The sequence below is a fragment of the Rhodococcus sp. IEGM 1354 genome, assembly GCF_030056855.1.
GTDB lineage: Bacteria > Actinomycetota > Actinomycetes > Mycobacteriales > Mycobacteriaceae > Rhodococcoides.
Map to the genome: position 1 here is coordinate 61,230 of NZ_JASHKT010000003.1, position 12,451 is coordinate 73,680.

The window sequence follows — 12,451 nt, forward strand, 5'->3', positions numbered from 1 at the left end:
CCGGCTGTGACCTGATTAACAGGGTTCCTTATATACAACCGCGCGCATGCTCGGAAAGCAATAGGCGATCCAGGTGCCGGTCGGCGGCATTCGGTAATTAGGCTGCAGGCACACGCGAGTTCGGAAAGCGAGGTGGTGAACGTGGCATCGAGGCCGTCGTCGGCAGGCGAGCAGCCGACGCTGCTCTACGCCATCAAGCAGGTCGAGCTGGCGGTGCGGGCCCAGATGGATGCGCTGTTGCGGCCGATGAACATCACTGCCGTGCAGTACACCGCGCTGACGGTGCTACGTCGACGCGACGGGCTGTCGTCCGCGGAGTTGGCACGCAATTCCTTCGTGACGGCTCAGACGATGGGCGAGATGATCGCTGCACTCGAGAAGCGTGGATTGGTCACTCGCCGAACGGATCCGGCCAACAAACGGCGGATGCTCACGAGCTTGACCGAGGAAGCACGACGCTTGCTCGCAGAGTACGACGCGCAGATCGGTGACCTGGAGGACCGTATGGTCGCCGATCTGTCGCCGCGTCAACGAGACGAATTCCGCGGCTTCCTCCGTAGTTGTCGCCTGGCTCTCGGACACACCGGGGCGCACTGAGCCTCGAGGAGCGGAGGGTGCGTCAGCGATTGCCCAGGCGGTGTTGCAGGCCCGTCAGCAGTGCCGACAGTCCCAGCTCGAAGGCGACGTCGGTGGGGTTCGGCTGTTCCTCGGGATCGCCCACCGCAGCAGTCAGGGCCGGGTGCATCTGCGGGTCGGGTGTGTAGAGGTTACCGCCGCTGCCCATGTCGAGGGCCGAGCCGAGAATGAAGTTGTCGAACGCGATGATGATCGGAAGTACCTCGGGCCAAGCGAAGCCCGCATCGTGCAGACCGTCGGCGATTCGCTCGTACTCGGACAGCGATTCGCGGTCGCGGATGCGTGAGGTCGCGAACAAGCGAATGGACCCGGGGTGACGGGCGAACGCCGCTCGATACGACCACGCCAACCTCTTCAATGCCTCGTCCCACGGGCCCGTTCCGAAGCCCGTGTTGTCGATCTTGCGACCGATTCGAGCCCGCATTCGATCGATCACTTCGTCTTTTCCGGACACGTGGTGGTACAGCGAGGATGGATGCACGGCGAGTTTGGAGGCGAGCTGTGCAACTGTGAAATCGCCTGTGGCGTCGGTGATCTGAAGTGCGGCATCGACGATGCGATCGACATCGAGTAGTGCTGTCTTCGGCCTTGCCACGTGTACTCCATTTCGCCGGGGTCTTTCCAAACTGTCTTCTGTGGTCTACGTTACGTCAAAACCAAACATCGTTGGATTAATCACACGGAGCCGGCCATGACCATCCCCCAACATTCCGGGCAGCCGAATGCCCTCGATAGTTCCAGCCTCAACTCACGCGACATCGTCTTCTTCGTCGTCGCGGCAGCGGCACCGCTCACCGTCATGGTGGCCGTTGCTCCGATCGCGTTGCTGATCGGTGGGATCGGCGCTCCCGCCGGATACCTGTGCGCCGGCCTGATCAGCACGGTTTTCGCCATCGGCTTCACCAAGATGGCGCGGCACGTGCACAACAACGGCGCGTTCTACTCGTACATCCGGATGGGTCTGGGCAAAGTTGCCGGTCTCGGTAGCGCTCTGGTGGCCGTGGCCGGGTACACCCTCCTGCAGATCAGCACCTACGGGTTGTTCGGAGCGGTGACCAAGGCGACGATGAACGACTTCGTCGGAGTCGACCTACCCTGGTGGCTGTGGGCGTTGGTCGCTGCGGCGATCGTGTCCGTGCTGGGCTACCGATCGATTCGGGTGGGGGCCAAGGTCCTCGGCGTGCTGCTCGTTCTCGAAGTGCTGGTGCTGCTCGTATTGGCGATCGCAGTGATCGCCAAGGGCGGTGCGAGTGGTCTGAACCTGCAGCCGTTCTATCCCGAGAACGTCTTCACCGGATCGATGGGGGCGGTACTGGCCGTGTCGTTCGCCGCGTTCGTGGGCTTCGAGGCAACCGCCCTGTTCCGCAACGAGGCGGTACGACCGGACCGGACGGTCCCCCGCGCAACCTATGCCGCGGTCATTTTCCTCGCGGTCTTCTACTGCTTCATCGTCTGGGTTGCGGTCATGGCGTTCGGTGCCGAGAACGCGGTCGCCGCGGCTGCATCGGATCCTGCCGGTTTCTTCTTCACCGCCATGCAGACCTACGTCGGTAGTGCGGCAACGGATGTGATGCGCGTGCTGATCGTCTCGAGCGGACTCGCGGCTCTGCTGGCCTTCCACAACGCGATCACCCGGTACGGCTATGCGCTCGGTCGTGAAGGAATCTTCCCGGTGCGGCTCAGCCACGTGCACAGCAAGCACTTGTCTCCGCACATCGCCAGCATCGCGCAGACGGCGACGGCCGTAGTGGCCATCGCGTGTTTCGCCGCGGCCGACGTCGATCCGGTCCTGCAGTTGGCTGCGTGGACGGCGAGTACGGGAACCGTGGGAATCCTTGCGCTGCAATGGCTCACCTCTCTCTCGGTTGCCGTGTTCTTCCTGCGCGGTAGAGAAGTGGCACGGGATCGGGGCGCGGCACTCGCTGGAATCGCCGCGTTCGTCCTGATCGGAATCGCTCTGTACCTCGTCGTCGACAAGATCGAAATCGCCACCCTGACGACCGACCCGGTGGTGAACACCGTCGCCTCCATCGGATCCGTCGTGGTGTTCGCGTTGGGTTCGGCAGTGGCCCTGTGGATCCGGGCACGCCGCCCCCAGGTGTACGCACGGCTGGGGACGACCGACATCGATTCCGAGATACTGCCCGATACTCAGGCCGGACCGTCGACCGCACTACCTACCGATGATGCACGAGGAGTGCGACATGACTGATGCCACACTGATTCTGATGAACGCCACGGTGCTCACCCAGGTCGATGGTGCCGAGCCGCAGCAGGCCGTCGCCGTTCGAGACGACCGAGTGATCGCACTCGGGAGCACCGACAACGTCCTGGGTTGCAGTGGTCCCGGAACGAAGATCATCGACCTGGCCGGGAGCACGCTGACGCCCGGATGGGTCGACGCCCACACACACGTGGTGCAAGGCGCGTTGATGTCACTCGGCGTGGATTTCAGTCGGTGCGAGACTCTGGACGACGTGCGTCGGGTACTGCACGATGCGCACCCGACGGACGGTTGGATTCGCGGCTGGGGCTTGAACCACAACGTATTCGGCGGCCGAGCTCCGAGCTTCGATGCCATCTCCGACTCGGTCACGACCCCTGTTCTCATTCGGTTCTACGACGCGCATTCGTCGCTGGCCAATCGGGCTGCACTCGATATTGCCGGCGTGACCGGCCGAGAGACCTTCGACCACGGCGGTGCCCGAGTGGCGGTGGACAGTGGCGGGAAGACCACCGGTCACCTGATCGAGGAGCCGGCCATCCATCTGGTGGAGGCGGTCATGCCTGCCCAGAACGTCGTCGCGGCGAAGTCTTTGTTACGCAACGTGACCGAGGAGATGGCGTCGGTCGGGCTGACCGGGGTGCACGTCATGGACGACCTCCCCGGGACCGTGGAGATGATTCGGGCGCTCGACGAGGACGACGCCGGACTGCGGTTCTGGGTGTACGGCTGGGTCCAGCCGGATCATCCTGCCGATCGGGTCGCAGAAATCGCTGCGCTGGTGCACGGTACCGCCGGGGCGCGGTGGCGATACGCGGGCGCAAAATTGTTCATGGACGGAACCGTCGAAGGTGGGACGGCGTGGTTGTGTCACCCGGACCTGTACGGCGACGGTACCCGGCCGTCGTGGACCGACCCGGAACGGTATGCGGCCGTGGTGCGCGAGCTCGACCGCCGTGCAGTGTCGACCACTACTCATGCGATCGGTGATGCCGCTGTGCACCACTGCGTACGGACGCTGGCGGCCCTCGGAACGGGGGTTCGGCATCGCCTCGAACACCTCGAGACCGTCTGTCCCGAGGATCTGACAACGATCGCGGACGCCGGTATCGCCGCATCGATGCAGCCGACCCATTGCACCAGGTACACCCGAGCGGACGAGGCCGACGACTGGTCTCGGCGCATGGGCCGCGATCGTATCGACCGTGGTTGGCCGGTGGCCGAGCTTCTCGATCTCGGTGTGACCGTTGCGCTCGGATCCGATTGGCCGGTAGCACATTTCGATCCCCGAGTCGTGATGGCCGATGCCCGGCTACGCCGCCCCGCAGGCCTGACGGCCGATCCTCCTCGTCAACCCCGGCAGGCGATTTCGGCTCGGCAAGCACTCGACGGATACACCACCCACGCCGCCGCGGCGGCCGGTCTGACGGACGGGACCGGAACCATCGTCGTCGGTGGTCCCGCAGATTTCACTGCAGTCGGCGGCGACCTGATGGGTCCGGCGGATCGGATTCCCGAACTACCGATCTTCGCGACGGTCGTCGGTGGGAGCGTGGTCTACGAACGCTGACCGGCTCACGTGTGCACGTTCTACTGCGCGCGGACGATCGACTGCAGCGACTGTCGCAGCTCACGGACACCGCGGTCGCCGAGGGTGGACAGGATGTCGGACTGCGTCGCCGCGAGCGCGCGCTGTGCGTCGACGCACAGCGCGCGGCCGGCGTCGGTCGCGTGGATTCGCTTGTTCCGTCGATCGCCGGGGTCGACCCGTCGGGTGATCAGTTCTCGGTCCTCCAGATCGTCCACCAACGCCACGATCTGGCTGGGGTCCAAGCCCAGTTCCTCGGCGAGCTGCCGCTGGCCGAGTCCGTCCGCATGCTCGCAGGCCAGGGCCAGCACGGAGTACGAACGTACGCGCAGCTCGAAGGGGGCCAGTGCCGTTTTGGCGGCGGCCGTCAGCGACGTTCCGGCGCGCGTCAGCAGGAATCCGATGTCGTCGGACAGGGGGGCGATGTCGGTCATGAGACTCCTCGTATCGGCGGTAATTCTAGCAAACGTAAATCATTGACTTTCTCAATTATTGATGGTTTTCTCAGTCTGGTAACCACGAAGAGGAGAGAGCTATGAATCTCGACAACAAGGTCGCTGTCGTCACCGGTAGCGGCCAGGGGCTCGGACTTGCGTATGCCCAGGACCTCGCGCGCCACGGTGCAGCAGTCGTGATCAACGACGTGAACCAGGCGACAGCCGACGCGGCTGTCTCCTCGATCGTCGACGCGGGTGGACGGGCAGTGGCGGTCGTGGCTCCGGTGGGCAGCACCGAGACCGCACAGAAGTTGGTTGCGGGCGCGGTCGAGGCGTTCGGTCGTCTCGACGTCATGGTCACCAACGCGGGGATCCTGCGCGACAAGGTGTTGTGGAAGATGACCGACGACGACTTCGATGCCGTCGTGAACGTTCATCTCCGCGGCACGTTCACCTGCGCACGCGAAGCAGCCGTTCACTTCCGCGCTCAGGGTGAGGGCGGCCGGATCGTGTGCATCGGCTCTCCCGCCGGTCAGCGCGGAAATTTCGGACAGACCAACTACTCCGGTTCCAAGGCCGGGATCGTCGGGATGGTGCGGACCTGGGCGATGGAACTCCAGCGTGCAGGTGTCACCGTGAACGCGGTGTGCCCGGTGGCGGCCACGGCGATGACCGAGACCATTCCGTTCCTGCAGCCGTACATCGAGGCCATGCGTAACGGGGATCCGTTGCCGCCGTTCGCCCGTCGTGAACTCGGGTTCGGGACCCCCGCGGACGCCGCAGGAATCGTCTCTTTCCTGGCAAGCGACGCGAGTGCAGACGTGACCGGTCAGGCATTCGCCGTCGGCGGCGATCGTCTGGCGCTGTGGACGCACCCGGACATGATCGCCACGAGCTACCACGACGGTGGCTGGTCGGCCGAGAACATCGCCGCTGCGTGGCCGTCGACGTTCGCGGACAGCCTCGAGTCGGTCGGCGAGAATCTCCCCGTCGAGCCGGCGCGATGAGCTCGAAATACCAGTGCGCCATCGACTTCGACTCGATCGTCGCACTCGATGTGCACACTCATGTGGAGATCGACGGGTGCGGACACCGCGCACTGGACGACGAATTGATGACCGCGTCGGAGAAGTACTTCAAGTCGGGCGAGGACCGTACTCCAGGGATCGACACCATCGCCGAGTACTACCGTGCCCGCAACATGGCCGCCGTGGTGTTCACCGTCGATGCCGGTGCGGCGTCCGGACATTCACCGAACTCGATGGAGGAGATCGCCGAGGGGGCGGCACGCCACAACGACGTGTTGATCCCCTTCGGCTCGGTCGACCCGTGGCAGGGTAAGGCCGCCGTGCGGCGGGTGCACCGACTCGTCGAGGAGTTCGGGGTGCGCGGGTTCAAGTTCCATCCGAGCATGCAGGGCTTCGAGCCGAACGACCGCCGCTTCTATCCGATCTACGAGGCCATCACCGAAGCCGGAGTACCCGCGCTCTTTCACACCGGCCAAACCGGTATCGGTGCCGGACTTCCCGGCGGGCACGGCATCAAGTTGCGCTATTCGGATCCGATGTTGCTCGACGACGTCGCCGCGGACTTCCCGCAACTGACGATGATCATGGCGCACCCCGCGGTGCCGTGGGCGGATGCGCAGATCTCGATCGCCACGCACAAATCGAACGTGTACATCGACCTGTCGGGTTGGTCACCGAAATACTTTCCGCCCCAACTGGTGCGGGCGGCGAATTCGATGCTGAAACGAAAGGTGTTGTTCGGCTCCGACTTTCCGGTTCTGACGCCGGATCGATGGATGAAGGACTTCGCCGAGCTCGACATCAAGGACGAGATTCGTCCACTCGTGTTCAAGACCAATGCACTGGCCGCACTCGGCCTGTCCGCCAAGGAGACATCATGACCACCCGCGTCGCCACTCTCGCCGAGTTGAAGAACCTCGAAGGCACCGAACTGGGCACCAGCTCGTGGATCGAGGTGCCGCAACAGCGCATCGACACCTTCGCCGACGCCACCGACGACCATCAGTGGATTCACGTCGATCCCGAACGGGCGAAGGCCGAAAGCCCCTTCGGTGGTCCGATCGCGCACGGCTATCTGACTCTGTCGCTCATCATTCCGATGTGGGACGAGCTACTGGTCGTCGACAGCGTCACCACGAAGATCAACTACGGATTGAACAAGGTTCGCTTCACCAACCCGGTTCCCGCCGGCGGCCGAGTGCGCCTGGCCGCGACGCTGAAGGGGTACGAGGAGCTGCCGAAGGGCGGAGCTCAGCTGACCGTCGCCGCGACGATCGAACTCGAAGGCAGCGAGCGCCCCGCAGTCGTCGTCGAGGCCGTCTACCGCATGTTCGACTGAGATCACGGACCCGAGAGGAACAGATTTCAGATGCGCAATCAAGGAGTCGGTTCGTGGATCCGTCGACGTACGAGGCAGTGTCCGCAAGCAACGGCAATCGAGTTCCGCGGCCAGGCCTCGACCTACGAGCAACTGGACGAGCGCACCACTCGGCTCGCACACGGTCTACGTCAGCTGGGGGTGGGCACCGGAGATCGGGTCGGACTGTTGTCCACCAATCATCCTGCCTACCTCGAAGTGCTGTTCGCTTGCGGCGTGCTCGGAGCGATCTTCGTGCCCCTCAACGCACGGTTGACCGCACCGGAAGTTGCTTTCGCAGTGCAGGACTCGGGGCTGTCGTTGTTGGTGCATTCCGAGACCCTGCACGACGTCGCGAACTCGGCGGTCGGCGACGGCCCCACGCGTCGCCTCACACTGGGCGAGGAGTACGAAGCGCTGATCTCGGCGGCCCCCTCGACGCGCATCGACGAGGCAGTGGACGGCGCGGATCTGTGTTTCGTCATGTACACCTCCGGCACGACCGGTAAACCCAAAGGCGTCGTGATGACTCACGACAACGTGCTGTTCGCCGTTCTCAACGCAGTCCTCGATCTGGACCTCTGCAGCGACGAGGTGGCCCTGGTCTGCGCTCCGCTGTTTCACACCGCCGCGCTCGACATGGTGGCACTACCCGTTCTGTTCAAGGGCGGCTCGGTCGTCATCGAGGAAGGGTTCGATGCCGGACGCGTGCTCCATCTGGTCGAATCGCGCTCGGTCACGTACACGTTCGGAGTGCCGACTATCCTGGACTCGCTCGTGTCGCATCCCGCGTGGGCCGACACGGATCTGACCTCGCTGCGCCGGGTGGTGGTGGCCGCCGCACCGGTGCCGCCGCGCACGCTCCGTACGTATACCGAACGCGGGATCAAGATGTGTCAGGGCTACGGTCTCACCGAAAGTGGTCCTGGCGCAACGATGCTCGCTGCGGTCGATGCCGAACGCAAAATGGGTACCGCGGGTGTGCCCCATACCTTCTCCGACGTCAGGATCGTCGACGCGATGTCACAGCCGGTGAAACCGGGGGAGCGCGGTGAAATTCAGATCCAGGGCCCCAACGTGATGAAGGAATACTGGGGTCGTCCCGACGCGACCGCCGACGTGTTCGACGACGGCTGGCTCCGTACCGGCGACGTCGGAATTGCCGACGCGGAGGGATTCGTCACGATCGTCGATCGGCTCAAGGACATGATCATCTCGGGCGGAGAGAATATCTATCCCGCCGAGGTCGAAGCGATACTTCTCGAACTGCCGGGCATCGACAGTTGCGCGGTGTTCGGTGTACCGGACGAGAAATGGGGCGAATCTGCGGTTGCCGCAATCACTGTGGTCGAAGGGGCAGACGTGGACATCGATGCCATCGCGGCGGCGCTCGACGGCCGACTCGCGCGGTACAAGATCCCCAAGCGTTACATCCTCGTCGACGAGATCCCGCGCAACCCGACGGGCAAGATTCGCAAGAACGAGTTGCGGGAGCAGTATTCGATACCTGCTCCCGCGTCCACTCAGTCCGTCCGAGCCTGTGGCTGATTCTGTGTGATGCAGTGAATTCCGCCCCCGCGGGCGAAGAGGGGCCGAGCGTCGACGGTGACGACGGTGCGGCCCGGGTATGCCGCCGACAGAATGGCAGCAGCCTCTTCGTCCGCGGGATCGCCGTAGCTGCAGGCGATCACACCGTCGTTGACGACGTAGTGATTGATGTAGCTGTAATCGACGAAGCCCTCCTCGTCACGGAGAATCTCCGGTGCCGGAACTTTGACGATGGTCCACTTCTCACCGCGTGCGTCCGTGCTGTTCTCGAATATCTCGAACACGGTCTTGCTGACTTCGTGGTCGGGGTGTTCGGGGTTGCGTTGGTCGTGCACCAGAACGACGCCGGGTGAGGGGATGGCAGCGACGATGTCGACGTGGCCCCGGGTTCCGAATTCTTCCGCGTCACGCGTGAGTCCTCGGGGAAGCCAGATCACCGTGGTGGCACCGATCGTGCGGGCCAGTTCGGCCTCGATATCGGCCTTGGACAGCGTGGGATTGCGACCGGGATCGAGTTGTACCGTCTCGGTGACGAGAACCGTTCCCAGTCCGTCCACCTGAATACCGCCGCCCTCGTTGACGATCGGCGAATCGATCATCTCGGCACCGGACTTCTCGACGACGAGCGCGCCGATCTTGGAGTCCTTGTCCCAGCGCGCCCAGTCCTGCGCGCCCCAGCCGTTGAACACCCAGTCGACGCCGGCGACACGGCCGTCCTCGGACAGCACGAACGTGGGCCCGATATCGCGCATCCAGGCGTCGTTCAACGGTGCCTCGAGGATGTCGATGGGGAAAGCGCTCTCGGAGGTCAGATACGTGCGTGCGACGGCGCTTTCGGCGGGGTCGACGACGACGGTGACCGGCTCGAAACGAGCGACCGCCTGCGCGACCTCGGCCCACGTGGTCCGCGCCTCGTGGTGCTCCTCGGGCGTGTCACCGAGCGAGTAACCCTCGCACGGGTAGGCCATCCAGGTCCGTTCGTGCCGAACACCTTCGGCCGGCATCGTCCACGCCATCACTGCCTTCCGAGGTTCGAGGCCGCAGCAGCGGGCGAGTTGTGTTCCGTGACAGTGCGCATGTGTGTCCTCGGTGCTAGGTGTGGGTCTGCTGTGTGCGATCGAAGATCGGGTGTCAGGAAACGATTCTCGAGACGATGTCGGCGGCGGTGCGGTGACCCATGCGGATTGCGCCGTCGACGTGTTGGTAGCCCTCCGCGGCGATGTCGGAGCAGGAGAAGTGAATCGGGCCGACAGGTGTGCGACTGTCCTTGCCGTAGCGGTGCAGACCGCCCAGGTCGAAGCTGGCCGCGTACGCACCACGGGTCCATTCTTCCGCACCCCAGTCCGACTCGTAGTAGACGACCGGTTCGGTTGCCTTGGGCCCCAGATAATGTGCGATGGATTCGAGGATCTTCGCGCGGCGCTCCTGCTCGTCGAGCTCGAACATCGCGTCGGCCTTGGCGTCGGACACGAAGCCGACCAGTGTTCCTCGGCTGTCCTGATGGTTGGTGTTGTCGTACACCTCCTGCACGATCTCGGAGGTACCGAAGCCGGTTCCCGACAGCCCGTCCTCGCGCCAGAACGGGGTGTCGTAAACGGCGTGAACCTTGATCACCAGTCCCAGCGACTGATGCTGGTGCATCTGATGCTGGCGACGCGGGAGCGGCGGATCGTAGGAGATGCGCGAGTACAGATTCGGCGGAACGGCGAGAACGACGCGCTTGGCGTGTATCTCGATGTCGCCGTCGGCGAATACCGTTGCGCCGTCGGAGTTCCACCGCACCGTTCGCACCGGCGCGTCGAGGACGACGTCGTCGCCGAGGGCGGCCGCCATCCGGATCGACACCTGCTGCATACCACCGACGACGCGCTTGTCGATGATGAAGTTCTCGTCCACCAGGTGGGAGAACGAACCCGCCGAGGCGGCCATCAGCACTGCTTGCAGAGCCGAGAACGCGTGCGCCGGTTTGGTCAACATGCCGCCGGCGATGAACATACCGATGTTTCCTCGTGCCTCGGCATCGTCGGACTCACGAATCAGCCACTGCTCGAACGAGATCGTGTCCAGTTCACGCGCAAGTGGGTGCGCCCACGGCTCCTCGGGGCCGACCTGGGCGGCCAAGTCGTCGAGCAGTGCGACGAGTCGGTCCATTTCCTTCTCCGTGGTCTCGTCGACGGGGAACGAGTCACCCGAGTAACGGGTCCGCTCGCCCGCGGCGCAGATGTAGACGGACTCGCCCTCGCGGTATCGGTCGAACGTCTCGAGGCCGAGCTCGTCGATCAACGCGATCAGAGATTCCTGATCGGGTGAGACCCACTGACCGCCGATTTCGAGGCTCGCACCGTCGATGGTGTTCGTCCAGGTACGTCCTCCGACGCGGTCGCGCGCTTCCAGCACGGCGACGGACAATCCTGCTTTGCGGAGCTCGGTTGCTGCGGCCAGGCCGGAAGGGCCGGCCCCGACGATAGCGACGTCACGGTCGAGGGTGGGCACTGACGAGCTCCTTTGGTTGCGGTACATCGGTGTCGACCGATGGCCTCGATTCTGACCGGAATTCACCCGATTCGCACACGACGAAGTGGCCACTCGAGTGCAATCGTGCGCTCCATTTCGGACAACGACCGATTCGGTGTGGGCGGTCGGACTCAGTGCGCAAGGGGCGCGATCGCCTCGAGAATGTCGGCGAGGTGATCGTGCATCGCTTTGCGAGCGCGGACCGGATCGCGTTCTGCGATAGCGTGATAGATGCTGCGGTGGGCATCGACCGAGCGTTGCATCCGCTGCTCGGTCTGAAAACTTGCTTGCCTCGACGGTGCCATCCACTCGTTGGTCTCGGTCACGAGCCTGGTGAGCATGGAGTTGTGGGCAAGCCCGGCGATCGCGAGATGGAACTGCACGTCGCACAGTTGCATGACCTGCAGAGACGGCGGCCGGTTGCCGAGCTCACGCTCCGAGGTCTCCAGCGGAGTGCGCAGGGCATGTAGTTCCGACACGCGGTGGCGAACGGCGGCACGCTCGGCAATGGGTGGTTCGACGACTGCGCGCAGGTCCATCACCTCACGAACCGTGCGCTGGTCGCTGCTCATGCTGCCGAAGATGCTGCCCTCGGCGAGCGCGCGCATCTCGAGCGGTGCCACGACGCGGCCGGCCCGGGGTTTGCGCGTCAGGTATCCCCGCAATTCGAGGTCCTGAAGTGCATGGCGGATCGAGATTCTCGACGCTCCGAGCATCGTCACCAGGGCGCGTTCGCTGGGTAATTTCGATCCCGCTTCGACGCGACCGCTGTCGATCAGCTGCGCGATTCTGCCGCTGAGCAATTCGGGGACCGACGCCGCTTCGACGTCTATCTCGGACCACGCCGTCATCAAAAGCTCCGTCCCCGAACGTTTCGAAATGGTCCTACCAAAATACCAGATTCGACCTGTTTCCCCAGTAGAGCCGATTTGACGTGTAAATATCCCGCCCATCACCTTGACGGTTCTGGTCCTACCAGTTTTAGATCGACATATCGTGACTCCGGTCACTCATTCTCCCGCAGCAGTTTCTCGGACTACCGAAGGTGGACCTGTATGACGACGGACGGAACACTCGAAAAGCCGAGCGCAGGCGCGAACCGCGGTGCGTTCGGCTCCA

The 12,451-nt window shown here is 64.0% G+C and carries 12 protein-coding genes; 7 read left to right on the top strand and 5 right to left on the bottom strand.

Annotated elements, in window-relative coordinates; translation table 11 throughout:
* Positions 1–141: 141 nt before the first annotated feature.
* Complete coding sequence (locus QM588_RS07510; protein ID WP_032369239.1) at positions 142–597, top strand: MarR family winged helix-turn-helix transcriptional regulator; 456 nt, start codon at positions 142–144, stop codon at positions 595–597.
* A 22-nt stretch (positions 598–619) separates the two neighbouring features.
* Here QM588_RS07510 and QM588_RS07515 read toward each other — a convergent pair whose 3' ends face one another.
* The gene (locus QM588_RS07515) at positions 620–1,231 is read right to left on the bottom strand and encodes a TetR/AcrR family transcriptional regulator (protein WP_032366821.1); all 612 of its coding nucleotides are present in this window, start codon (positions 1,229–1,231) and stop codon (positions 620–622) included.
* A gap of 96 nt (positions 1,232–1,327) precedes the next feature.
* On the opposite strand from QM588_RS07515, the gene QM588_RS07520 reads away from it, so the two are divergent.
* Entirely contained in the window at positions 1,328–2,848 is a 1,521-nt protein-coding gene (locus QM588_RS07520; RefSeq protein ID WP_052053451.1) for an APC family permease, read from the top strand.
* Positions 2,841–4,430 carry an amidohydrolase gene (locus tag QM588_RS07525; RefSeq protein ID WP_283312431.1) on the top strand — a complete coding sequence of 530 codons (1,590 nt, stop codon included), beginning with the start codon at positions 2,841–2,843 and terminating at the stop codon, positions 4,428–4,430. Before QM588_RS07520 ends, QM588_RS07525 begins: the two co-directional genes overlap by 8 nt.
* Positions 4,431–4,450: 20 nt before the next feature.
* Here the strand turns inward: QM588_RS07525 and QM588_RS07530 are convergent, their stop codons facing one another.
* Positions 4,451–4,882, bottom strand: coding sequence for a MarR family winged helix-turn-helix transcriptional regulator (locus tag QM588_RS07530; protein WP_283312432.1), 432 nt, complete (start codon positions 4,880–4,882; stop codon positions 4,451–4,453).
* Between the two features lie 101 nt (positions 4,883–4,983).
* Between QM588_RS07530 and couN the strand changes: the two genes are divergently transcribed.
* The 4 genes from couN to QM588_RS07550 are packed head-to-tail and all read left to right on the top strand — an operon-like array spanning position 4,984 to position 8,818.
* Positions 4,984–5,892, top strand: coding sequence for a 4-hydroxyphenyl-beta-hydroxyacyl-CoA dehydrogenase (gene couN, locus QM588_RS07535; protein WP_032407229.1), 909 nt, complete (start codon positions 4,984–4,986; stop codon positions 5,890–5,892).
* On the top strand, positions 5,889–6,794 hold the full coding sequence (gene couO / locus QM588_RS07540; protein WP_283312433.1) for a 4-hydroxyphenyl-beta-ketoacyl-CoA hydrolase: 906 nt from the start codon (positions 5,889–5,891) through the stop codon (positions 6,792–6,794). Before couN ends, couO begins: the two co-directional genes overlap by 4 nt.
* Positions 6,791–7,252 carry a p-hydroxycinnamoyl-CoA hydratase gene (gene couM, locus QM588_RS07545; protein WP_032366817.1) on the top strand — a complete coding sequence of 154 codons (462 nt, stop codon included), beginning with the start codon at positions 6,791–6,793 and terminating at the stop codon, positions 7,250–7,252. The genes couO and couM overlap by 4 nt, the downstream gene beginning before the upstream one ends.
* 30 nt (positions 7,253–7,282) lie before the next feature.
* Positions 7,283–8,818: an acyl-CoA synthetase gene (locus QM588_RS07550; protein ID WP_283312434.1), complete on the top strand. Its 1,536-nt coding sequence runs from the start codon at positions 7,283–7,285 to the stop codon at positions 8,816–8,818.
* On the opposite strand, the gene QM588_RS07555 is transcribed toward QM588_RS07550, so the two are convergent.
* From QM588_RS07555 to QM588_RS07565, 3 genes are all read right to left on the bottom strand, one after another.
* Positions 8,794–9,834 (bottom strand): agmatine deiminase family protein, encoded by a 1,041-nt coding sequence (locus tag QM588_RS07555; RefSeq protein WP_283312435.1) that lies wholly within the window; start codon positions 9,832–9,834, stop codon positions 8,794–8,796. The genes QM588_RS07550 and QM588_RS07555 overlap by 25 nt on opposite strands.
* Positions 9,835–9,949: 115 nt before the next feature.
* Complete coding sequence (locus tag QM588_RS07560) at positions 9,950–11,311, bottom strand: flavin monoamine oxidase family protein (RefSeq protein ID WP_283312436.1); 1,362 nt, start codon at positions 11,309–11,311, stop codon at positions 9,950–9,952.
* A 152-nt stretch (positions 11,312–11,463) separates the two neighbouring features.
* Positions 11,464–12,183, bottom strand: coding sequence for a FadR/GntR family transcriptional regulator (locus QM588_RS07565; protein ID WP_283312437.1), 720 nt, complete (start codon positions 12,181–12,183; stop codon positions 11,464–11,466).
* Positions 12,184–12,451 lie beyond the last annotated feature (268 nt).